The organism is Salmonella sp. SAL04214 (assembly GCF_046550615.1).
GTDB classification, from domain to species: Bacteria; Pseudomonadota; Gammaproteobacteria; order Enterobacterales; family Enterobacteriaceae; genus Salmonella; species Salmonella enterica.
The window spans coordinates 161,356-184,683 of sequence record NZ_JBGDXT010000001.1 but is presented as its reverse complement, the minus strand read 5'-3'; the positions used below and the strand labels follow the sequence as shown (position 1 = coordinate 184,683).

Below are 23,328 nucleotides of genomic sequence, written 5' to 3'. Positions count from 1 at the left end.
CCTGGCAACACGTCGCTAACTATAACCTTAAAATAAAACATTATAAATTAATAGCTTATATAAACAATCTCTTTTACCCTTGCTAAAACCCATCATTTAGATATAAATTAGATATATCTAAATAAGCAGGAGGCAATGATGCAAAATCAACATGAAGGGTGTTGCAAAAACCGGGATCATAAGCACGACGGCTGCTGTAAAGATCGAGAACATCAGCATGAAGGCTGCCATAGCGCGCATCAGCATGAGAACGCCAGTTGCGGCGGCGAACACCGTCACGGACACGGCTGTGGTCGTCATGGACAGGGCGGTGGTCGACGTCAGCGATTTTTTGGCCACGGGGAACTTCGGCTGGTCATTCTTGATATCCTGACCCGGGACGCCAGCCACGGCTATGAACTGATTAAAGCGATAGAAAACCTGACGGGGGGCGGCTATACGCCAAGCGCTGGCGTGATCTACCCTACGCTGGATTTTTTACAGGATCAGCAATTTATCACGATTAGCGACGAAGAAGGCGGGCGGAAAAAAATCGCGATTACCGCGAACGGCGCGCAATGGCTTGATGAAAATTGCGAACACCTGACGCATATTCAGGCGCGGCTAAAAGCCCGTTGTGTGGGCATGGAGTTACGTAAAAATCCGCAGATGAAGCGGGCGCTGGATAACTTCAAGGCCGTGCTGGATCTGCGGATAAACCACAGCGATATCAACGACGCGCAAATCAAACGCATTATCGGCGTGATTGATCGCGCGGCGCTGGAAATCGCCGAACTAGATTAAGCGGGCTGCGTGTCCTCTTCGCGGACGCGGAACACGTTAACCAGCTCTTTTAAATGTAACGCCTGTTCGTTCAGCGACGCCGCGGCGGCAACAGACTCTTCCACAAGGCAGGAGTTTTGTTGCGTGGCGGCGTCAATCAGGCCAATCGCGCTGTTAATCTGCGAAATACCGTCAGTTTGCTCGCGGCTGGCCTGCCCAATCTCACGTAATATCACATCCATCTCTTCGACGTTATCCACCATGCCATTAATCAGGGCGCTGGCTTTCTCCACCAGGTGCATCCCTTCCTGAGTCTGACTGGTTGAATCTTCAATCAAATTACGGATTTCACTGGCTGACGAGGCGCTCTTTTGCGCCAACTGGCGAACCTCTCCGGCGACAACGGCAAAACCACGCCCATGTTCGCCCGCGCGCGCCGCTTCAACCGCCGCGTTCAGCGCCAGAATATTGGTCTGAAAGGCAATGGAATCAATGATATTGATGATATCCGACATACGATTTGCCGTGTCGTTAATGACGCGCATTTTCTGCGTCACTTGATTCATCATCTCCCCATTGTTTTTCACTACGCTGGCGGCGCCGGCAGAGAGTTTGGTCGCTTCACTGGTATGATCGGCTGTGTTTTTAACCGTGGCGGTAATCTGTTCCATCGACGCCGCCGTTTCTTCAACCGAGCTGGCCTGCTCTTCCGTACGCGCCGCCAAATCCTGGTTACCGGCGACAATTTGCGCCGCCGCCGTGGAGATACTCTCCGAACCGTTTTGCACTTCCTGTACGATATCCAGCAGACGCGTTTTCATCGCCATTAATGCTTGGAGTAGTACGCCTGTTTCATCTTTATAGTCGGTGGTGATATGACGAGTCAGATCGCCATCGGCAATCGCCTCGGCAAAGCGTACTGCGTCATCAAGCGGCCGGGTAATAGAACGCACAATATACCATCCCATTACGCCTCCGGCGGCGATGCTTATCAGCGCCAAAGTGATTAACAGCGTCCGATTATTTTTAAAATCCTCTTTGACCTGCACGCTCGCTTCATGCATCTGCGCGTCCTGAACAGCGATAAGTTCCTGGACTTTGTCCTTATAGACTTTTTGCACCTGCACCGTTCTGGTCATCATCTCCTGAATGGCCGCCTGACGATTATTGCTTTGAATATCTTTCAAAATACGGAATCTGGACTCCAGGTATTGCTGGCGCGCTTCACGGATCTCATTAATGATTTTCTGCGAAGCCGCATCGTGACTATTTTCCCTGGAAAGCTCATCCAGTAGCGCCGAAATGCGCTGGCTTATCTCACTGAGTTCTTTCTGCGAGCTCTGGCTCCAGCGCCCCTCTTCATCCAGTAACATGAGCTGCTGCGCGATGATGAAATCATTAAAATTATCGATTAACAGATTGGCTTTTACCGTGGTGGGATAATCATTGGTAATAATGTCCTGCATACCCGTATTAGCCCGATCAAGGCTAAACAAAGACAGAGCGGAACTCACCACCATGAGAACAATGAATAAGCCAAAGGCCATAAATAATTTTGAACGTATTTTAATGTTATGCAAAAACATATTTTCTCCCTGGGATTGCATATCCTCATACAGGAAGATTTATCGGCAATAATGTTACTAACTTTATGATATTGATCGCTTTTTATTTCGGAACATTATTAGTAAGTAATATTTATTGTTCACAGAAAGATGAACCAAAAGTGACATAAATTGGCACTAATAATGAAAGAAATACGCTAAAAGGTTAACCATTTCTTATTTATTAACTGAGTTTATACCTATTAATAGGTAGGCAAGGGAGAAGGAATAAATATCACATTATTTTTAACATCACAGGCCACTGGTACTCTCTATGATGGCAGGCACCGCCTTCTATCAGAGCGCATCCGCCCGGTAAGCTTATTGCTACCGGGCGTATGTCATTACCGTTGCTACCTACAAATAAACTTAATGCAGTACCGTGACCGCATCCTCCAGCCGGCTGGCACGGTGTTTTACCATTGCGGAGACTTGTGCGCTCTCTTCCACCAGCGCCGCATTTTTTTGGGTTATGCGGTTCAACTCGTCCACGGCGCGAGTCAGGCTGGAAAGCCCATCTGTCTGTTCCTGCGTCGACTGACTGATCCGTGCGATAAGCAGGGTGACATTTTGCACCTGGGCTACAATGTCATCCATGGTACGGCCTGCGGCGTGCACCTGCTCGGAGCCTGACTGCACCTTCGTTGCGCTGGCGTCAATTAATTTACGAATATCGTTCGCCGCGTTAGCGCTGCGGCTGGCAAGATGGCGTACCTCGCCAGCAACCACGGCAAACCCTTTCCCCTGCTCGCCTGCTCTCGCCGCTTCTACCGCCGCATTCAGCGCCAGGATATTCGTCTGAAAAGCGATATCGTTAATTAGCGTGGTGATCGTCCCGATACGTTGCGTACTGTGAGCGATATCATCCATCGTTTTAATCACCGTATCCATCGCCTCACCTCCCTGAGTCGCCGCGCTACTGGCCGCCATGGAAAGCTTATCCGCAGCGGAAGCCGTCTCGGAATTGAGCTTCACGGACTCCGCCATCTGGTTCATGGTCGTTACCGTTTCCTGAACATTCTCCACGGTCTGACGGGTGTGTTCGTTCAGATCATTGTTACCCTTCGCCAGCCTTTCACTGCCGTTTCTGACGCTGGAAACCTGACTTGATACGTCATTGATCAGCCAGCGGCACATCAAGCCAAGCTGCCCCACGGCCCTCAGCATCAGCCCCAACTCATCGCTACGATTAAGATGTTGTACGCTGTTGCGTTCGCCGGTCGCCACTTTCAGCGCCTGCGTCGCCACATTTTCAATGGGACGCACAATTTGCCATTCAAATAGCGCCGTACCTGCCAGCATCGCCAACGCGCCCAACAACAACGCCTGCCATGAGGCATCCGTACCGAACAGCGCCAACGCCAGCATTACGGCCATTAGCCCCATAATACTACGCACTCGCCAGCGAACAGGCATAGCGGGCAGTTTGCCCAGCAACCCCTGACGAACCACCAGGCCTTTATGAATACGTTTACTACACCGCCCTTCATTTAGCGCCTGATATAAAGGCTCGACGGCGGCAATCTCATCATCCGTGGCGCGGGTACGGATCGACATATATCCCGTCACACGCCCTTCACGTATCATCGGTACCGCGTTGGCCCGCACCCAGTAATGGTCGCCGTTTTTACGCCGGTTTTTCACAATGCCGCTCCACGGTTCGCCCTGTTTTAGGGTGTACCACATATCTGCGAAGGCAGCTTTCGGCATATCCGGATGACGCACCAGATTATGTGGCTGCGCCAGTAACTCGTTTAACTGATAGCCGCTCACCTGGACAAAAGTGTCATTGGCGTGAGTGATATAGCTTTCCAGGTCGGTCGTAGACATCAGAGTGGTATCATCATCCAGCGGGGTATTTAGCTGGCTGACGTAGGGATGAGAAGACATGATAGCGTCCTGTGCAGGTTATCTGGATGTTAATTTTTCGCTCAGATGTTATTTCGGCGCTAATCTATTTATCTTTAGTTGTTAAAATTGCTCTGGATCGCAATTTGCGATTAATCCTTAATATTTGTACGATTTTCACCTCATCCTGCGCCTTATTTTCATTATGAAATTGTTTAGCGTAGACAACCTTTTTCTTTAAAATCTGCCCTGGCTCACCTTTTTCTCACGCCGCCGCTAACGCAACACACCGTAAACCGTAAAACAAGATCTGCTCAAAATGCATCCAATTGTTAATACGTGACATTAAATGTTGTGTAAATGTGATTATTCCTGGTGTTTATCCCGATTTTCACTATGGGCTTAGACCCCCGCTAATCCCTGCAATACTTAATTCAGTATCATGTGATACACGGCCCTCTGGAGCTCATTTTGAACAGGTTACCTTCCAGCGCATCGGCTTTGGCCTGTAGCGCGCACGCACTGAATCTCATCGAGAAGCGAACGCTAAACCATGAGGAAATGAAAGCACTAAACCGAGAGGTCATTGACTACTTTAAAGAGCATGTAAATCCAGGATTTCTGGAATACCGGAAATCTGTTACCGCCGGCGGGGATTACGGAGCCGTAGAGTGGCAAGCGGGCAGTTTGAATACGCTTGTCGACACCCAGGGGCAGGAGTTTATCGACTGTCTTGGGGGGTTTGGCATCTTTAACGTGGGGCACCGTAATCCTGTTGTGGTATCCGCCGTCCAGAATCAACTCGCAAAACAACCTCTCCACAGCCAGGAGTTACTTGATCCCTTGCGGGCGATGCTGGCAAAAACGCTGGCGGCGCTGACACCGGGGAAACTCAAGTACAGCTTTTTCTGTAACAGCGGCACCGAATCCGTCGAAGCGGCGCTAAAACTGGCAAAAGCGTATCAGTCGCCGCGCGGCAAGTTTACCTTTATCGCCACCAGCGGCGCATTTCATGGCAAATCATTGGGCGCGCTCTCCGCCACGGCCAAATCCACCTTCCGCAGACCCTTTATGCCTTTACTGCCGGGCTTCCGCCATGTGCCGTTTGGCAATATCGACGCGATGAGCATGGCATTTAGCGAAGGCAAAAAAACGGGCGACGAGATAGCAGCCGTGATTCTGGAGCCTATTCAGGGTGAAGGCGGCGTGATCCTGCCGCCGCAGGGATACCTGACAGAGGTACGTAAGCTCTGTGACGAATTCGGCGCGCTGATGATTCTGGATGAAGTACAAACCGGCATGGGGCGTACCGGCAAGATGTTTGCCTGTGAGCACGAAAATGTGCAGCCTGATATTCTGTGTCTGGCGAAAGCCCTGGGCGGCGGCGTGATGCCGATTGGCGCCACCATCGCGACTGAAGAGGTGTTTTCGGTTCTGTTCGACAACCCCTTCCTGCATACCACCACTTTTGGCGGTAATCCACTGGCTTGTGCTGCCGCGCTGGCGACCATTAACGTCCTGCTGGAGCAAAATCTCCCGGCCCAGGCGGAACAAAAAGGCGATACGCTCCTGGATGGTTTTCGACAACTTGCGCGTGAATATCCCAATCTGGTACACGATGCGCGCGGCAAAGGTATGTTGATGGCCATTGAATTTGTCGATAACGAAACGGGCTACCGTTTTGCCAGTGAGATGTTCCGTCAACGCGTGCTGGTCGCTGGTACGCTGAATAATGCGAAAACAATTCGTATCGAGCCACCGCTCACGCTAACCATTGAACTGTGCGAACAGGTATTGAAATCAGCGCGTAATGCGCTGGCGGCGATGCAGGTGAGCGTTGAAGAGGTTTAAAAACGATGCCGGATGGCGCTATGCTTATCCGGCCTGTTTTCCCCGGGTCGCGGCCTCTTTTTTGAATCCCATCACAATCACCACATTCCCCTTTTCCCTTTTACCTCGCGACGGCTACAGTAGTAACTCATCCGACCACATAACAATAATTTTACATACTGGATACGCTTATGAGCTACCCATCGCTGTTCGCCCCGCTCGATCTGGGCTTTACTACTCTCAGAAACCGCGTGCTGATGGGATCGATGCACACGGGTCTGGAAGAACATCCTGATGGCGCCGAGCGCCTGGCGGCATTTTATGCCGAGCGCGCGCGACACGGCGTAGCGTTAATCGTCACCGGCGGTATTGCGCCCGTTCCCTCCGGGGTCGTGATGACCGGCGGCGCGATGCTGAACGATGCCAGCCAGTTAACGCCTCACCGCGTGGTGACCGATGCCGTACATGCGCAAGGCGGTAAAATCGCGCTGCAAATTCTGCACACCGGACGTTACAGCTATCAGCCGCACCTGGTCGCTCCGTCGGCAATTCAGGCGCCAATCAACCGCTTTATGCCGCACGAACTGACGCATGATGAAATCTTGCAGTTAATCGACGACTTCGCGCATTGCGCGCAACTGGCGCGGGAAGCAGGCTACGACGGCGTAGAGGTGATGGGATCAGAGGGCTATCTGATTAATGAATTTCTCACCCGGCGAACTAACCATCGCGATGACGAATGGGGCGGCGACTATACCAGCCGTATGCGCTTCGCGGTTGAGGTAGTACGCGCGGTACGCCAGCGGGTAGGGAACGACTTTATTATTATCTATCGCCTGTCGATGCTCGATCTGGTGGAAAATGGCGGCACGTTCGACGAAACGGTACAACTGGCGCAAGCCATTGAAGCCGCAGGCGCAAGCCTAATTAATACCGGCATTGGCTGGCATGAGGCGCGAATCCCGACCATCGCCACGCCAGTACCGCGTGGCGCTTTTAGCTGGGTGACGCGGAAACTCAAAGGTCATGTGTCGGTTCCGCTGATCGCGACTAATCGCATTAACGATCCGCAGGTCGCCGAGACGATCCTGACGCGCGGCGATGCCGATATGGTGTCGATGGCGCGTCCCTTCCTTGCCGATGCCGAATTCCTGACTAAAGCGCAATCCGGACGTGCAGATGAGATCAACACCTGTATCGGCTGTAATCAGGCCTGTCTGGATCGGATCTTTATCGGCAAAGTGACCTCCTGTCTGGTGAACCCGCGCGCCTGTCACGAAACTCACATGCCGATAACGCCGGTCATACGCAAAAAGAACCTGGCCGTTGTCGGCGCAGGCCCGGCGGGGCTGGCTTTCGCGATTAACGCCGCGTCGCGCGGCCATCATGTCACGCTGTTTGACGCCCAGAGTGAAATTGGCGGTCAGTTTACTATCGCCAGGCAGATCCCGGGTAAAGAGGAGTTTTACGAAACGCTGCGCTACTACCGTCGAATGATCGATGTTACTGGCGTTACGCTGAAACTGAACCAACGGGTGAACGCAGAGGATCTTCAGCCGTTTGACGAAGCGATCCTCGCCTGCGGAATAGTACCGCGACGCCCGCCGATAGACGGTATCGATCATCCAAAGGCATTGACCTACCTGGAGGTATTGCGCGATAAGGCGCCGGTTGGTAAACGAGTGGCGATCATCGGCTGCGGCGGGATCGGTTTTGACACGGCCATGTATCTGAGCCAGCACGGCGAATCCACCAGCCAAAATATTGCTGAATTTTGTACGGAATGGGGAATTGATACCAGCCTGCAGCAGGCAGGCGGTCTGCGTCCGGAAGGCCCGCGCCTGGCACGTAGTCCACGGCAAATCGTCATGCTGCAACGCAAAGCCAGCAAGCCGGGCGAAGGATTAGGAAAAACCACCGGCTGGATCCATCGCGCGACGTTACTGGCGCGCGGCGTGAAGATGATCCCGGCGGTCAGTTACCAGAAGATCGACGACGACGGATTACATCTCTTGATCGGCGGCGAACCGCAGTTGCTGGAAGTGGATCATGTGGTGATCTGCGCCGGACAGGAACCTCGCCGCGAGCTGGCGGACCCGTTACGCGCCGCAGGTAAAACGGTACATCTTATCGGCGGATGCGATGTCGCGATGGAGCTGGATGCCCGACGGGCGATTGCCCAGGGCACCCGACTGGCGCTGGAGATTTAACGACTTTGCCTGATGGCGCTGCGCTTATCGGGCTTACGCCGTCATACCGGTTTTATAGGCCGGTATGACGCTTGAGCGCCTTATCGACGGCGTCCCTGCTTCACCGCTTTCAAAATAACAAATTTATTGTTGGTTGCTATCGTCGCGCAATTACCGAAAATCTTCTTCAGCTTGTGGAAATAGTCCAGATGGCGGTTCGCCACAATATACAGTTCGCCGTTGATTTTCAGGCAGCGGCGGGCATGATGGAACATCTCCCAGGCGATATTATCCGTCAGCGCATGTTTCTGGTGGAACGGCGGGTTGCAGAACACAGCGTTAAAACGGAACGGCTCCACGCCGGAGAGCGCGTTGTTGATCATAAATTCGCAGCGTTCGAACGCTTCCGGCAGGTTCGTTTCTACATTCAAACGGCTGGAACCTACCGCCATCGGCGATTCATCGACAAATACCACGTTCGCCTGTGGATTTTTCGCCAGTAAGCTCAGGCCAATCACCCCATTGCCGCAGCCGAGATCGACAATCTCCCCGTCGAGGTTTTCCGGCAAATGCTGCATAAAGAAGCGCGCGCCGATATCCAATCCGGTACGAGAAAACACATTCGCGTGGTTGTGAATCGTCCAGCCTGTATCTTCCAGTTTCCAGCTTAGCGTTTGCGGCGCGTCGGCCAGTTGCGGATGACTGAAGGTACAGTTAATCAGGCGCGCTTTCTTCCACGCCAGCGTCGTCGTGGTTGGGCCCAGCACTTTTTCAAACAGTTCCAGCGTAGAGGTATGAATATCTCGCGCTTTCGCGCCGGCGATAATACGCGTTTGCGCCGTAACGACCTTACGCAAAGCGCGTAACTGCTGTTCCAGCAACGCCAGCGTTTTCGGTACCTTAATCAATACCACGCCCGGCGCCTGCGGGTAGTCAGCGGTACTGTCGAGAAACGTTACGCTGGACTCCGCGATGCCGTTATGGCGTAAATTCTCTCGCGTACCCAGTTCGCTTAAATACGAATCGCCAATACTGTATGGCGAATGCTCCGCCAGCGCACAGCTTAGCGCGCCAAACGTATCATTCAGGATCAGCACCGGGCCGCGAATTTCCGTCTCATCCAACTGTTGCAGCAGATACTCATCGGCCGCCTCCCACGCCAGAAGCGGGTTAACATCATCCGTTTGCGGAAAACGTTTCAGCGTCAGTGAACGGAAACCGTCGTCTACGTGGCTCATTAGGCCTCCTGAATGGTAAAATTGCAGCGTTATCCCTGAAAAGGGTGCGTGAGTATACACTTTTTATCAGCAACATGGAGCTTTGATGACCTCACTAACTTACCTTCAGGGGTATCCGGAACATCTCCTTGCCCAGGTGCGCACCTTAATCGCCGAGCAGCGCCTGGGAGCAGTGCTGGAAAAACGTTATCCCGGCGCGCATGATTACGCCACTGACAAAGCGCTATATCACTATACTCAGGAACTGAAAAGTCAGTTTCTGCGCAATGCGCCGCCCATTAATAAAGTGATGTATGACAGCAAGATCCATGTGCTGAAAAATGCGCTGGGACTGCATACCGCTGTCTCGCGCGTTCAGGGCGGCAAGCTCAAGGCAAAGGCGGAGATCCGCGTCGCCACCGTGTTTCGTAACGCCCCGGAGCCATTCTTACGGATGATTGTGGTTCACGAGCTGGCGCACCTGAAAGAGAAAGATCATAACAAAGCGTTTTATCAGCTCTGCTGCCATATGGAGCCGCAGTACCATCAACTGGAGTTTGATACGCGACTGTGGCTGACGCATCAGGCGCTGTCGGCACAATAAATTCTGAAAATGCCCTTTCCCCCGTATCTTTTTAACGGCGTGGGCATAAAATCGGCGCGTTCACATTTCGCTCATTGCCTGCCGCCACGTCAAGGATGACGATCTGTAGAGGGTATTTTTTATCCACCGCCAACGGAACCGCGCAACGACCATGCTCCCACAATGTGCCCGTTTTATCCGCCGCCTCTGTTTTACACGCCTGGCGTTAACAGTGGCGTGCTTTCTGCTTGTCGCAGCAGGCGTCGCGCTTTTCTATTCCAACTGGCTTATCGTCAACGCCTCGCAGCATCTGACATGGAATGACATTCAGACCGTTCCCGCCCGCAACGTCGGGCTGGTGTTAGGCGCTAAACCCGGCAATCGGTATTTTACCCGGCGGATTAATACTGCCGCCGCGTTGTATCACGCCGGTAAAGTGAAGTGGCTGTTAGTCAGCGGCGATAACGGCAAAAAAGAGTACGATGAACCTTCGGCGATGCAGCAGGCGCTGATAGCGAAAGGTGTGCCGGAAGCGGCCATTTTTTGTGATTATGCCGGATTCTCCACGCTGGACTCCGTAGTTCGCGCCCGGAAAGTGTTTGGCGAAAGCCGCATTACGATTATCTCGCAAGCATTCCATAATCAACGGGCGATCTGGCTAGCGCAACAATATGGCATTGACGCTATCGGCGTTAACGCGCCGGATCTGAATAAAAGGCACGGAACCTACACACGACTTCGGGAAAAGCTGGCGCGGGTTAGCGCAGTGCTGGATGCCAAAATTTTGCATCGTCAGCCTAAATATCTGGGCGCTGGCGTCACTATTGGGGCTGATAGCGCACACGGGTGCCCTTCTCGCCAGTAAAATGCCAGAGTGCGTCGCAGCGCACTGGCAAGGGCGGAAAGGCGTGCTACATTGACGAAAATCCCTTTCTGGAGTCCGCTGACGTTTATGATACGTTTCGCTGTAATTGGGACTAACTGGATCACGCGCCAGTTTGTCGACGCCGCCCATGAAACCGGCAAATTCAGGCTCGCCGCCGTTTACTCCCGTAGTCTTGAACAGGCGCAGTCTTTCGCAAATGATTATCCCGTCGAGCATCTGTTTACCTCGCTGGAAGCGATGGCGCAAAGCGACGCGATTGAGGCGGTTTATATCGCCAGCCCGAATTCCCTGCATTTCTCCCAGACGCAACGCTTTTTGCAGCATAAAAAACATGTCATGTGCGAAAAGCCGCTGGCTTCTAACCTGGCGGAGGTTGATGCCGCTATCGCCTGCGCGCGCGATAATCAGCGGGTACTGTTTGAAGCCTTTAAAACCGCCTGCCTGCCCAATTTCCTGCTGCTGCGGGAATCGTTGCCGAAAATAGGCAGAATGCATAAAGCATTCCTAAATTACTGCCAGTACTCTTCACGTTATCAGCGCTATCTGAACGGTGAAAATCCGAATACGTTTAATCCGGCCTTCTCCAATGGTTCGATTATGGATATCGGGTATTACTGTCTGGCGTCGGCGATCGCGCTATGGGGCGAGCCGCGCAGCGTTCAGGCGTCGGCGAATTTATTGGAAAGCGGAGTAGATGCACACGGCGTCGTGGTTATGGATTACGGCGATTTTAGCGTCACGCTACAGCATTCCAAAGTCAGCGACTCGGTACTGGCCAGTGAAATTCAGGGCGAGAGGGGATCGCTGGTCATTGAAAAGCTGTCGGAATGCCAGAAAGTGTGTTTTGCGCCGCGCGGCGCGCTGATGCAGGATCTGACCCAGCCTCAGCATATTAATACCATGCTGTATGAAGCCGGGGCGTTTGCCCAGCTTATTGAAAACCACGCCGTGGAACATCCGGGGTTGTCGCTAAGTCGCGCCACGGCAAAATGGCTGACAGAAATACGCCGTCAAACCGGGGTCATCTTCCCGGCGGACGATCTGACCCATCCCCTTACTGCGTAAAATTATGTAAATCATATGTTACAGGTCATTGACTCTACGCGTGGCCTGTCATACTTTGTTACGCGCAAAGGGGAGTAACTTCATTGCCGGTCGATCGTCATTACGATGTGTGCAAAACCACATCCGGTCACCGGGCAGCCATAAAGGAATGCGTCAGCGTATTCCTTTATTGTTGTAAGTGAGACCTTGCCGAATGGCAAGGTCTATGCATAAAAGCAGCGGCTAATGCCATTCGGCGTTAGCCGTTTTTTTTTTGCATGGGGAGAAATAATGAATACTGTTGGTACGCCATTATTATGGGGTGGATTCGCGGTTGTTGTGGTGATAATGCTATCCATCGACCTGTTGTTGCAGGGACGCCGTGGCGCACATGCTATGTCGATGAAACAAGCGGCAGGATGGTCAATTCTGTGGGTAACGCTCTCGCTACTGTTTAACGCCGCTTTCTGGTGGTATCTGGCTGAAACGCAAGGGCGTGAAGTTGCTGATCCGCAGGCATTAGCGTTCCTTACCGGCTATCTGATTGAAAAGTCGCTGGCCGTAGATAACGTCTTTGTCTGGCTGATGCTGTTTAGCTATTTCTCCGTCCCTCCGGCTCTGCAACGCCGGGTGCTGGTGTATGGGGTTCTTGGCGCGATCGTGTTGCGTACTATCATGATTTTCGCCGGTACCTGGCTTATCACTCAGTTCGAATGGCTGCTGTATGTGTTCGGCGCCTTCCTGCTGTTTACCGGCGTAAAAATGGCGCTGGCGAAGGAAGACGAATCCGGCATTGGCGAAAAACCGATGGTGCGTTGGCTGCGCGGGCATCTGCGCATGACTGATACGATCGAGAACGAGCACTTTTTCGTACGTAAAAACGGCCTGCTGTATGCCACGCCGCTGCTGCTGGTGCTGATTATGGTTGAGTTCAGCGATGTGATCTTCGCCGTTGACAGTATTCCGGCGATCTTTGCGGTCACCACCGACCCGTTCATCGTACTGACCTCTAACCTGTTTGCCATCTTAGGACTGCGCGCAATGTACTTCCTGCTGTCCGGCGTGGCGGAACGCTTCTCGATGCTGAAATATGGTCTGGCGGTCATTCTGGTCTTTATCGGCATTAAGATGCTGATCGTCGACTTCTACCATATTCCTATCGCGATTTCGCTGGGCGTAGTGTTTGGTATTCTGACCATTACGCTGGTGATTAACGCCTGGGTTAACCATCAGCGCGATAAGAAACTACGAGCGCAATAATCTTTTATCGGGGTAAACCTGCCCCGTCAAAAACGCCCGGCAGCGCACACCTGTCGGGCGTTTTTGTTTAACATGTCACAATACTGTTAATATAAAGTTATAAAACATGATCGTAGCAAAAAATCCAGGATATTTCGCTTCCCGAACCTTCAACTTTCCTTATACTCAACCAGGCAAACACTTTGTTACATCCTGAAAGATGCGCCGTAAGAGCGTGCAGGGGATGACCAGCAACACAATACAAGGAACATGAAATGGCTACGCAACGAGCATCAGGGCTACTGCAGCGTTTAGCGCAAGGCAGTCTGGTTAAACAAATTTTAGTGGGTCTGGTACTGGGGATTTTACTGGCATGGATTTCTAAGCCTGCGGCGGAAGCGGTTGGCTTGCTTGGCACCCTGTTCGTCGGCGCCTTAAAAGCGGTCGCCCCCGTTCTGGTGCTGATGCTGGTCATGGCCTCGATCGCCAACCACCAGCACGGTCAAAAAACCAATATTCGCCCTATTCTCTTTCTTTACCTGCTAGGCACCTTTTCAGCCGCGCTGGCGGCCGTTGTGTTCAGCTTCGCCTTCCCTTCAACGCTGCATCTGTCCAGTAGCGCCCAGGATATCGTGCCGCCGTCCGGCATTGTAGAAGTCCTGCGCGGTCTGCTGATGAGCATGGTGTCGAACCCCATCGACGCGCTGCTGAACGCTAACTATATCGGGATTCTGGTGTGGGCCGTCGGTCTGGGATTTGCCCTGCGTCATGGCAATGAAACCACCAAAAACCTCGTGAACGATATGTCTAACGCCGTGACCTTTATGGTGAAACTGGTGATCCGTTTCGCGCCAGTAGGTATTTTTGGTCTGGTTTCATCAACGCTTGCAACCACCGGCTTCTCCACCCTGTGGGGCTATGCGCACCTGCTGGTCGTCTTGATTGGCTGTATGCTGCTGGTCGCGCTGGTGGTCAACCCGCTGTTGGTATTCTGGAAAATTCGTCGCAACCCTTATCCGCTGGTGTTCGCCTGCCTGCGTGAAAGCGGCGTTTATGCCTTCTTTACCCGCAGCTCTGCCGCCAATATTCCAGTGAATATGGCGCTGTGCGAAAAACTGAATCTGGACAGAGATACTTACTCCGTTTCCATTCCGCTGGGCGCCACCATCAATATGGCCGGCGCGGCAATTACCATTACGGTTCTGACGTTGGCGGCAGTCCATACGTTAGGCGTCCCGGTGGATCTGCCTACAGCGTTGCTGCTGAGCGTGGTGGCCTCGCTGTGTGCTTGCGGCGCCTCCGGCGTGGCAGGCGGTTCATTGCTGCTGATCCCGCTGGCGTGCAACATGTTTGGCATCCCGAACGATATCGCGATGCAGGTAGTAGCGGTCGGCTTTATTATCGGCGTATTGCAGGATTCGTGTGAAACGGCGCTGAACTCATCTACCGATGTTCTGTTCACTGCGGCAGCCTGCCAGGCAGAGGACGAACGTCTGGCGAATAACGCCTTGCGTAGCTAAGTGATTATCGATGCCGGATGGCGCGTGCCATCCGGCGTGACGATAGATCTGAATCTCCCAATCCGTAGGCTGTGACCTAAAGCGAATTGATGTTCACGCGCAACATCCTCGCGTAACGTTATATGTAGATGGCGTCTGCCGCGGCGCTCGGTCAGCGTAAAGTATAAAGTGTCAGCCTGTGTAAATCCTCTCGCCACCCTCCCTTGCGATAAGCAAAATCAAAGCTCAACGACGCGTAATTTCTATAACGGACTTCGTTGACCTTTGTTACAATTAGATGCATTTTGAATTTTTGTGTGTTAGTGCTTGCTTACTTCACAACTTAACAAGGAATAGTTCAGGCCGCGAATTTGCCGTTTCCGCAACGCTGATAAAAACTCCAACTCTGTTGCGGCAGTGCAAACCTCAGATCACCGGCGTGACGTTAACCGATTCTCCAGGAATACTGAATGGAACTACTGACTCAATTGCTGAATGCCCTGTGGGCTCAGGACTTTGAAACACTGGCCAATCCTTCCATGATTGGCATGTTATATTTTGTGTTGTTTATGATTTTGTTTCTGGAAAATGGGCTGCTCCCTGCCGCCTTTTTGCCTGGCGACAGCCTGTTGATCCTGGTCGGCGTGCTGATCGCCAAAGGCGCGATGGGTTTTCCACAAACCATTTTGCTGCTTACCGTCGCGGCCAGCCTGGGTTGCTGGGTGAGCTATATTCAGGGCCGCTGGCTGGGGAATACCCGCACCGTGCAAAACTGGCTCTCTCATCTCCCCGCACATTATCATCAACGCGCCCATCACCTTTTCCATAAACACGGCCTGTCGGCACTATTGATAGGCCGTTTTATCGCGTTTGTCAGAACGCTGCTGCCCACCATTGCCGGCATATCCGGCCTGAATAACGCGCGCTTTCAGTTCTTCAACTGGATGAGCGGCTTGTTGTGGGTGCTTATCCTGACGTCGCTGGGCTATCTGCTGGGCAAAACGCCCGTCTTTATGAAGTATGAAGATCAGCTAATGTCATGCCTGATGCTGCTGCCCGTGGTGCTGCTCTTTTTTGGCCTGGCGGGTTCACTGGTCATGCTGTGGAAAAAGAAGTATGGGAGCCGGGGATAACTTATGCTTAAACCACGCATAACTGCCCGACAACTTATTTGGATCAGCGCTTTTCTACTGATGCTGACCATACTCATGATGACGTGGTCAACGCTGCGTCAGCAAGAGTCGACGCTGGCCATTCGCGCGGTTAACCAGGGCGCCAGTATGCCAGACGGCTTCTCAGTTCTGCATCATCTGGATGCGAACGGCATTCATTTTAAAAGCATTACGCCTAAAAATGACATGTTGCTCATTACCTTCGATTCCCCTGCGCAAAGCGCCGCAGCAAAAACAGTGCTTGATCAAACGTTACCACACGGTTATGTCGTCGCTCAGCAGGACGATGACAACGAAACGGTACAGTGGCTGTCCCGCTTACGGGAAAGCTCACACCGCTTTGGCTAATCTCCAGGAATCCGAATCATATCACTCACTTTGGTGATTTCATTGTTTAATGACTATGATTAATAAAGCGGTGTTTAACCCACCGCGTTATTATCGGGATCACCGCCCCGGACAACGGGTCCGAACATAAGGGAAAGTTCAGGAATGAAATACCGCATCGCTTTGGCTATCACGCTTTTTACACTTAGCGCCGGTAGCTACGCTAATTCGCTTTGTCAGGAAAAAGAGCAGGATATACAAAAGGAAATTAGCTACGCTGAAAAGCACAACAATCAGCGCCGTATTGAGGGTCTGAACAAGGCGCTCAGCGAAGTACGCGCCAATTGTACTGACAGCAAGCTGCGCGCCGAGCATCAGAAAAAGATCGCTGAGCAAAAAGAAGAGGTAGCCGAACGCCAACGTGATTTAGCCGAGGCAAAAGCAAAAGGCGATGCGGATAAAATAGACAAACGTGAACGTAAGCTGGCCGAGGCTCAGGATGAGCTAAAAAAACTTGAGGCCAGAGACTACTAAATTAACGCCGAATGTAAATACTCACTCACCTGGAGAAAACTATGTCGAAAGATAACACTACGGAACATCTGCGCGCTGAGTTGAAATCCCTGACCGATACGCTTGAAGAAGTGCTGAGCTCTTCGGGCGAAAAGTCGAAAGAAGAGTTGAGTAAGATTCGTAGCAAAGCCGAGCGCGCGCTGAAAGAGAGCCGTTACCGCCTGGGCGAAACGGGTGATGTGATTGCCAAACAGACTCGCGTCGCCGCCGCCCGCGCCGATGATTATGTGCGCGAAAATCCCTGGACAGGCGTAGGCATTGGCGCCGCTGTCGGTCTGGTGTTGGGCGTACTGCTGACGCGTCGTTAATTATGGCGGACTCTCGACAGGCACAAGGACCAGGCAAAAGCGTACTGGGTATCGGGCAGCGGATTGTCACCATTATCGTTGAGATGGTGGAAACCCGGCTGCGACTGGCGGTAGTAGAACTGGAAGAAGAGAAAGCGAACCTCTTTCAGCTTTTGCTGATGGTAGGTCTTACCATGCTCTTCGCGGCGTTTGGCTTAATGAGCCTGATGGTTCTGGTCATCTGGGCTATCGATCCTCAGTACCGTTTGAACGCGATGATCGCTACCACAGTTGTGCTGTTAGTGCTTGCGCTAATCGGCGGCATCTGGACTTTGCGCAAAGCGCGTCAGTCCACGCTATTGCGCCATACGCGGCACGAACTGGCTAACGATCGGCAAATTCTGGAGGACGATCAGTCGTGAGCAGCAAAGGCGAACGCGAAAAACGTAAAGCGCTGCTTCTCAGTCAGATCCAGCAGCAACGGCTGGATCTGTCCGCCAGCCGTCGCGACTGGCTGGAGACCACCGGCGCGTACGATCGCGGCTGGAATACGGTGTTAAGCCTGCGCTCCTGGGCGCTGGTCGGTAGCAGCGTAATGGCCATCTGGACCATCCGTCATCCTAATATGTTGGTACGCTGGGCGAAACGCGGTCTGGGTATCTGGAGCGCCTGGCGCCTGGTAAAAACTACCCTCCGTCAACAACAGCTCCGCGGTTAATATCTTTTCTTTTATAGCATCGCGCCATCAGGTTATCGCCCGATTACCCCTGGTGGCGCGATACTTTTATGCATATCGTCTCTTTATCAATCACTCAAATTTTTTGAAAAAATTTGGCAATTTTCCTTGCTAACAATTCCTGTACGCCACGTTTATGATTCTCTCCAGCGATAACAATGACGCGCTAAACCGCGCCATTGCTCATGAAAATAGCAGCAGCCGCCGAATCGGCCTCCTGGAGAATAAAATGAAAAAATTAGAAGATGTTGGTGTACTGATAGCGCGTATTTTAATGCCAGTCCTGTTTATTACCGCAGGATGGGGAAAAATTAGCGGCTATGCGGGCACACAACAGTATATGGAAGCGATGGGCGTACCAGGATTCCTGCTGCCGCTCACCATACTGCTTGAGTTCGGCGGCGGTCTGGCGATTCTGCTGGGGTTCCTCACCCGCACCACTGCGCTTTTTACCGCTGGTTTTACGTTGCTGACGGCATTGATCTTCCATAGCAATTTTGCAGAAGGTGTAAACTCGCTGATGTTTATGAAAAACCTGACCATTGCCGGCGGATTCTTATTACTGGCGTTAACCGGGCCTGGCGCGTTCAGCCTTGACCGTCTGCTGAATAAAAAGTGGTAAGCAATCTATACTCAATTAAAAAAGCGAGGGAATAGCGCCTCGCTTTTGTCATCTGAAGGAGAGAGACATGGGACAACTGATCGATGGCGTCTGGCACGACACCTGGTATGACACCAAATCTTCCGGGGGGAAATTTCAGCGTTCAGCGTCGGCTTTCCGCAACTGGCTTACCGCTGACGGCGCGCCCGGACCTTCCGGCGAAGGCGGATTCGCCGCAGAAAAAGATCGTTACCATCTGTACGTTTCCCTTGCCTGCCCCTGGGCGCATCGCACGCTCATTTTCCGTAAACTGAAAGGTCTGGAGCCATTTATTCCGGTTTCCGTCGTGAATCCATTGATGCTGGAAAACGGCTGGACGTTTGATGATACTTTTCCGGCGGCCACCGGCGATACCCTCTATCAGCATGAATTTCTCTACCAGTTGTATCTGCACGCCGATCCACACTACAGCGGCCGCGTCACCGTACCGGTCTTATGGGATAAAAAAAATCATACTATCGTCAGCAACGAGTCCGCCGAAATCATTCGTATGTTTAACTCCGCCTTCGATGGGCTGGGCGCTAAAGCCGGGGATTACTATCCCCCCGCGCTGCAAAGCAAAATTGACGAGTTAAACGGCTGGATTTATGACAACGTTAATAACGGCGTTTATAAAGCAGGCTTCGCCACCAGCCAGCAAGCGTATGATGAAGCGGTAGACAAGGTATTTACTGCGCTGGCGCGCCTGGAACAGATTCTCGGACAGCACCGCTATCTGACGGGCGACCAGTTGACCGAGGCGGATATCCGCTTATGGACGACCCTGGTACGCTTTGATCCGGTTTACGTGACTCATTTCAAGTGCGACAAATACCGAATCAGCGACTACCTGAATCTGTACGGTTTCCTGCGCGATATCTATCAAATACCGGGCATTGCTGAAACCGTTAATATGGACCATATTCGTCACCACTATTTCCGTAGCCATAAAACGATTAACCCCACAGGTATCATTTCTATCGGACCGTGGCAGGATCTGCTCGAACCTCACGGACGCGACGTGCGCTTTGGCTAATTTCAGGCGTCCTCCGGGACGCTTTATTAATTAATACCACAAATATTTACCAGCATTTCATTCGCGGCTATTCTTAGTTTGATTACTTTAAAAACAAGTGATTGAACCATTATTGAGGCGAAAATGGATTGGTATTTAAAGGTTTTAAAAAATTATCTGGGATTTGGCGGCCGCGCGCGACGCAAAGAGTACTGGATGTTTATTCTGGTCAATATCATCTTTACCTTTGTGTTGGGCCTGCTGGACGCCATGCTTGGCTGGCAACGCGCCGGGGGTGAAGGCGTTCTGACCACCATTTACGGCGTTCTGATCTTTTTACCGTGGTGGGCCGTGCAGTTCCGTCGTCTGCATGACACTGACCGCTCCGCATGGTGGCTACTGTTGCTACTTATCCCCATTATCGGCTGGCTTATCATCATCGCGTTCAACTGCCAGAATGGTACGCCGGGCGACAACCGCTTCGGCCCCGATCCGAAACGTTTTTCCTGATGGCGGCGCGGCGCCGCTTTTAAAGCGCCGCGCGCTATTTATTTTCCGGCGAATAGCTTAGGTATTTCCCGCAGGCACCAGGCTTTTGCCTCCCCCATACTGTCGCGCCGCCAGGCCATAATAATATCGATTTCGCTGGTCGATTCCGGGCTGACCACGCGTAGCCGCCCTTCGGCAATATCCTGTTCCACCATCGAATATGGCATAGTCGCGACGCCAAGCCCGGCCAGCAGCGCCTGACGTTTATCTTCAATCGTGCTTACCGTCAGACGTGGCTGCTTATCCAGCAGTTGTACCGTTAATACCGGCCGCTCGCGCGCGGTATCCGCTACCGCTACGCCGCGGTATTTAACCCGCGTCACTTCCGAAAGCGGCTCCGGCTCCTGATGAATAGGGTGGTCAGGCGCGGCGACATACACATTCATTAACGTATACAACTTACGGGAGTTAATTTCCGACGACGATCGAAAATGCATATCCGGGGCGATAACGATATCCGCCCGTCCCTGCTCAAGCCGCTCCCATGCGCCAGCCAGTACTTCGGTAATCAATGAAAGCTGCGTATTGGCTTTAGCGGCCAGCCGGTCGATCAGCGGAAAAAAAGCAGGCGTTGGTACCAGAGCTTCAGTGACCAGCGTCAGATGCGTTTCCCAACCGCGGGCCAACGCTTCAGCATCCGTCGTTAACTTGTCTGCCGCTTCCAGCAATACCCGCCCGCGTTCCAGCAGCATACGTCCGACGTTGGTGAATTTTGTACGATGGCCGGAGCGATCGAACAGTACAACGTCCAACTCTTCTTCCAGCTTCTGCATGGTGTAACTCAGCGCGGAGGGCACCCGCCCCAACTCATCAGCCGCTGCGGCAAAACTGCCCCGGCGGTCAATGGCGTCCATCACACGCAATGCTTCAAGCGTCAGCGCTCTCTCTTTAGCCATAACGTTCTCATTCAGGAAATTTGAACATACCGGGCAGAATATCTGGCTAACAATGCAGCGTCCAGCCCCTTAACATAAAAGGAAGTAAAGAGAGGTTAATAACGATGATTACGACCCGAACCGCCAAACAATGTGGACAGGCAGACTACGGATGGCTACAGGCCCGCTATACCTTCTCCTTTGGACACTATTTCGACCCTACACTGCTGGGCTACGCGTCGTTGCGCGTACTGAACCAGGAAGTGCTGGCGCCGGGCGCCTCTTTTCAGCCTCGAACTTATCCAAAGGTGGATATTTTAAACCTGATTCTGGACGGCGAAGCGGAATACCGCGACAGCGACGGCAACCATGTACAGGCTAAAGCGGGCGAAGCGTTACTGCTCGCCGCGCAGCCGGGCATTAGCTACAGCGAACATAATCTCAGCAAAGTTAAGCCGTTAACCCGAATGCAACTGTGGCTTGACGCCTGTCCTGAACGGGAAAACGCGCTGGTACAAAAAATCCCACTCCTGGCGGCGCAACAACAGCTTCTTGCCTCGCCCGACGGTGAGCAAAACAGCTTACAACTGCGCCAACAGGTCTGGGTACATCATATTACGCTGGAGAAAGGCGAATCGCTTAATTTCCAGCTTCACGGGCCGCGCGCCTATTTGCAGTCGATTCACGGTACGTTCCACGCGATGACGCACAACGAAGAACGCGAGGCGTTAACCTGCGGAGATGGCGCATTTATTCGTGATGAACCTAACATTACGCTGGTTGCCGATACGCCGCTGCGCGCATTACTGGTAGATTTACCGGTGTAGCCAGCCAGAAAAGGAGTCGCAAGATGAGCAAAAAATCGGCGAAGAAACGTCAGCCCGTGGTAAAACCTGCCGTACAGGAGGCGATGAGCGCCACTGTGCCGCTGGGCTATGAAGAGATGCTAACCGAACTGGAAGCCATCGTGGCGGACGCCGAAGCCCGGCTGGCAGAAGAAGAGGCCGCAGCCTGAAATCATGCCGGATGGCGGCGCAAGCGCCCGATCCGGCTTAGAACAGGTAGACCCGATAAGCGCAGCGCCATCGGGCAACACGCTGCCCCGACGTCATGCCGGGGCGTTATTATTAATGCGCTTTACTGGCCATAATCTCGATGATCTGCTTGTCTGTCTGCTGCATTGAGCGACACGCCAGCGAACACAAATTCGAAATAGATTGTTCGACATTGTGCGCCACAATCCCTTCGTTTCCGGTCACCGCCGTATCATCCAACGCCATCAGTACGGCTTTCCACGCCGCCGACGCGCTGGTAGAGACTTTCATCGCACAGCTATTCGACGCGCCATCGCAAATCATCCCGCTGACATCGCCGATCATACTGCTGATAGCCATTGCGATAGTGTCATAACGACCATCTATCAGCCACGCCATACCCGCCGCCGCGCCCATCGCCGCCGTGGTTGCCGCGCACAGCGCCGACAAACGCGGAAGCTGATGGTGAATATAGATAGCGCTCAAATGCGATAACATTAGCGCGCGCGCCAGACGCTCGTCATCGGCGCCGACATGTTCAGCAACCACCATGACTGGCACCGTGGCGGTAATCCCCTGGTTGCCGGAGCCGGAGTTGCTCATCGCGGGCAACGTGGCGCCGCCCATTCTGGCGTCTGACGCCGCGCTGGTACGGATCAAAATCGCCGTGGAGAGATCTTTCGCCAGCAGACCGCGATCGCACTGTTTGGCCAGCGTCGAACCGATATGCAGCCCCCAGGAACCACGCAGTCCCTCCTGCGACAACGCGCCGTTTAGCCTGGCCGCATCCAGAATAAAGCGGATAGCGTCAAAGGGCACCGCATTCACAAACGCCAGGATCTCTTCCAGCGAGGTATGAGACAGCACTCCCAGCGGCGAGGTTTTTTCTTCTTCCTGCGCATTATCGGCCTGGGTAAATACCACGCCCTTGTCGGTTTCTATCCGCACAATATTTGTATGATCGCCGACGATCGTGACACATGCCCAGCTATCGCCGCTATACACTTTCGCCCGTGAAAACAGGATATCGTTACATGGCTCCTGCAACATCACTGCGACATGTCCGGCGGCCAGCATCGCTTTTGCATCGGCAACGGCTTTAGCGGAAGCGTCTTTTAACACCTCCAACCCGGCTTTCGCATCACCGCCCAACGCGCCAAGCGCCGCGGCGATCGGTAGCCCTACCATTCCCGTTCCTGGAACGGTAACGCCCATACCATTTTTCATTAGATTAGGCGAAACCCACGCGTCAATGCGTTCAACTGTGCCGTCAAGTTCAGCCGCCGCCGCCGCTGCCGCCAGCGCCAGTGAAATTGGCTCAGTACACCCCAGCGCCGGTTTTACTTCTTCCTGTACGGCCAGGATAAAACTTTGCCACAATGGATTTATTTTAGATTCAAACATAACAACAACCTTAAT

At 52.8% G+C, this 23,328-nt stretch carries 24 protein-coding genes; 19 read left to right on the top strand and 5 right to left on the bottom strand.

Annotated elements, in window-relative coordinates; translation table 11 throughout:
• The first annotated feature begins 135 nt into the window (after positions 1 to 135).
• Complete coding sequence (locus tag ACLJQD_RS00905; RefSeq protein ID WP_086016390.1) at positions 136 to 783, top strand: PadR family transcriptional regulator; 648 nt, start codon at positions 136 to 138, stop codon at positions 781 to 783.
• On the opposite strand, the gene ACLJQD_RS00900 is transcribed toward ACLJQD_RS00905, so the two are convergent.
• Both ACLJQD_RS00900 and ACLJQD_RS00895 read right to left on the bottom strand, forming a co-directional pair.
• Positions 780 to 2,348, bottom strand: coding sequence for a methyl-accepting chemotaxis protein (locus ACLJQD_RS00900; RefSeq protein WP_017441491.1), 1,569 nt, complete (start codon positions 2,346 to 2,348; stop codon positions 780 to 782). The two genes, ACLJQD_RS00905 and ACLJQD_RS00900, sit on opposite strands and share 4 nt — an antisense overlap.
• A 387-nt stretch (positions 2,349 to 2,735) precedes the next feature.
• Positions 2,736 to 4,256, bottom strand: a complete 1,521-nt coding sequence (locus ACLJQD_RS00895; protein ID WP_000094642.1) for a PAS domain-containing methyl-accepting chemotaxis protein — start codon at positions 4,254 to 4,256, stop codon at positions 2,736 to 2,738.
• A gap of 429 nt (positions 4,257 to 4,685) precedes the next feature.
• Here ACLJQD_RS00895 and ygjG point away from each other — a divergent pair, with 429 nt between their 5' ends.
• Both ygjG and ACLJQD_RS00885 read left to right on the top strand, forming a co-directional pair.
• Complete coding sequence (gene ygjG / locus ACLJQD_RS00890; protein WP_001520281.1) at positions 4,686 to 6,065, top strand: putrescine aminotransferase; 1,380 nt, start codon at positions 4,686 to 4,688, stop codon at positions 6,063 to 6,065.
• Between the two features lie 170 nt (positions 6,066 to 6,235).
• Positions 6,236 to 8,254, top strand: a complete 2,019-nt coding sequence (locus ACLJQD_RS00885) for an NADPH-dependent 2,4-dienoyl-CoA reductase (RefSeq protein ID WP_017441490.1) — start codon at positions 6,236 to 6,238, stop codon at positions 8,252 to 8,254.
• An 80-nt stretch (positions 8,255 to 8,334) separates the two neighbouring features.
• On the opposite strand, the gene rlmG is transcribed toward ACLJQD_RS00885, so the two are convergent.
• Complete coding sequence (gene rlmG / locus ACLJQD_RS00880) at positions 8,335 to 9,471, bottom strand: 23S rRNA (guanine(1835)-N(2))-methyltransferase RlmG (protein WP_017441489.1); 1,137 nt, start codon at positions 9,469 to 9,471, stop codon at positions 8,335 to 8,337.
• An 85-nt stretch (positions 9,472 to 9,556) separates the two neighbouring features.
• On the opposite strand from rlmG, the gene ACLJQD_RS00875 reads away from it, so the two are divergent.
• The 14 genes from ACLJQD_RS00875 (at position 9,557) to ACLJQD_RS00810 (ending at position 19,961) form a co-directional block, all read left to right on the top strand.
• The gene (locus ACLJQD_RS00875; protein WP_000202969.1) at positions 9,557 to 10,054 is read left to right on the top strand and encodes a M48 family metallopeptidase; all 498 of its coding nucleotides are present in this window, start codon (positions 9,557 to 9,559) and stop codon (positions 10,052 to 10,054) included.
• A 151-nt stretch (positions 10,055 to 10,205) separates the two neighbouring features.
• Complete coding sequence (locus ACLJQD_RS00870) at positions 10,206 to 10,898, top strand: vancomycin high temperature exclusion protein (protein ID WP_017441488.1); 693 nt, start codon at positions 10,206 to 10,208, stop codon at positions 10,896 to 10,898.
• Positions 10,899 to 10,985: 87 nt separating this feature from the next.
• On the top strand, positions 10,986 to 11,984 hold the full coding sequence (locus tag ACLJQD_RS00865; protein ID WP_000617682.1) for a Gfo/Idh/MocA family protein: 999 nt from the start codon (positions 10,986 to 10,988) through the stop codon (positions 11,982 to 11,984).
• A 270-nt stretch (positions 11,985 to 12,254) separates the two neighbouring features.
• Positions 12,255 to 13,223 (top strand): TerC family protein, encoded by a 969-nt coding sequence (locus ACLJQD_RS00860; RefSeq protein ID WP_001098833.1) that lies wholly within the window; start codon positions 12,255 to 12,257, stop codon positions 13,221 to 13,223.
• Positions 13,224 to 13,477: 254 nt separating this feature from the next.
• The gene (gene sstT, locus ACLJQD_RS00855) at positions 13,478 to 14,722 is read left to right on the top strand and encodes a serine/threonine transporter SstT (RefSeq protein ID WP_000235363.1); all 1,245 of its coding nucleotides are present in this window, start codon (positions 13,478 to 13,480) and stop codon (positions 14,720 to 14,722) included.
• 449 nt (positions 14,723 to 15,171) lie between these two features.
• On the top strand, positions 15,172 to 15,834 hold the full coding sequence (gene yqjA, locus ACLJQD_RS00850; RefSeq protein WP_000422141.1) for a DedA family general envelope maintenance protein YqjA: 663 nt from the start codon (positions 15,172 to 15,174) through the stop codon (positions 15,832 to 15,834).
• Positions 15,835 to 15,837: 3 nt separating this feature from the next.
• Positions 15,838 to 16,221: an EnvZ/OmpR regulon moderator MzrA gene (mzrA, locus tag ACLJQD_RS00845; RefSeq protein ID WP_000917516.1), complete on the top strand. Its 384-nt coding sequence runs from the start codon at positions 15,838 to 15,840 to the stop codon at positions 16,219 to 16,221.
• Positions 16,222 to 16,365: 144 nt separating this feature from the next.
• Entirely contained in the window at positions 16,366 to 16,734 is a 369-nt protein-coding gene (locus ACLJQD_RS00840; protein WP_000877297.1) for a DUF1090 domain-containing protein, read from the top strand.
• Between the two features lie 41 nt (positions 16,735 to 16,775).
• Positions 16,776 to 17,081 (top strand): YqjD family protein, encoded by a 306-nt coding sequence (locus tag ACLJQD_RS00835; RefSeq protein WP_000031219.1) that lies wholly within the window; start codon positions 16,776 to 16,778, stop codon positions 17,079 to 17,081.
• Positions 17,082 to 17,083: 2 nt separating this feature from the next.
• Positions 17,084 to 17,482 (top strand): phage holin family protein, encoded by a 399-nt coding sequence (locus ACLJQD_RS00830; RefSeq protein ID WP_000785626.1) that lies wholly within the window; start codon positions 17,084 to 17,086, stop codon positions 17,480 to 17,482.
• Positions 17,479 to 17,778, top strand: coding sequence for a YqjK-like family protein (locus ACLJQD_RS00825; protein WP_000095496.1), 300 nt, complete (start codon positions 17,479 to 17,481; stop codon positions 17,776 to 17,778). The genes ACLJQD_RS00830 and ACLJQD_RS00825 overlap by 4 nt, the downstream gene beginning before the upstream one ends.
• 247 nt (positions 17,779 to 18,025) lie before the next feature.
• Positions 18,026 to 18,418 carry a DoxX family protein gene (locus tag ACLJQD_RS00820; RefSeq protein WP_001592732.1) on the top strand — a complete coding sequence of 131 codons (393 nt, stop codon included), beginning with the start codon at positions 18,026 to 18,028 and terminating at the stop codon, positions 18,416 to 18,418.
• 67 nt (positions 18,419 to 18,485) lie between these two features.
• Positions 18,486 to 19,472, top strand: coding sequence for a glutathione S-transferase family protein (locus ACLJQD_RS00815; protein ID WP_000531160.1), 987 nt, complete (start codon positions 18,486 to 18,488; stop codon positions 19,470 to 19,472).
• A gap of 123 nt (positions 19,473 to 19,595) precedes the next feature.
• A complete protein-coding gene (locus tag ACLJQD_RS00810) occupies positions 19,596 to 19,961 on the top strand; it encodes a DUF805 domain-containing protein (protein ID WP_000384139.1) in 366 nt (121 codons plus the stop codon).
• 38 nt (positions 19,962 to 19,999) lie between these two features.
• Here ACLJQD_RS00810 and yhaJ read toward each other — a convergent pair whose 3' ends face one another.
• Entirely contained in the window at positions 20,000 to 20,896 is an 897-nt protein-coding gene (yhaJ, locus tag ACLJQD_RS00805) for a DNA-binding transcriptional regulator YhaJ (RefSeq protein WP_001041026.1), read from the bottom strand.
• 104 nt (positions 20,897 to 21,000) lie between these two features.
• Between yhaJ and ACLJQD_RS00800 the strand changes: the two genes are divergently transcribed.
• Positions 21,001 to 21,702, top strand: a complete 702-nt coding sequence (locus ACLJQD_RS00800; RefSeq protein WP_000633549.1) for a pirin family protein — start codon at positions 21,001 to 21,003, stop codon at positions 21,700 to 21,702.
• A gap of 23 nt (positions 21,703 to 21,725) precedes the next feature.
• A complete protein-coding gene (locus ACLJQD_RS00795) occupies positions 21,726 to 21,890 on the top strand; it encodes a hypothetical protein (RefSeq protein ID WP_000039326.1) in 165 nt (54 codons plus the stop codon).
• 112 nt (positions 21,891 to 22,002) lie between these two features.
• Here ACLJQD_RS00795 and ACLJQD_RS00790 read toward each other — a convergent pair whose 3' ends face one another.
• Entirely contained in the window at positions 22,003 to 23,313 is a 1,311-nt protein-coding gene (locus ACLJQD_RS00790) for a serine dehydratase subunit alpha family protein (RefSeq protein WP_000463071.1), read from the bottom strand.
• Positions 23,314 to 23,328: the final 15 nt, after the last annotated feature.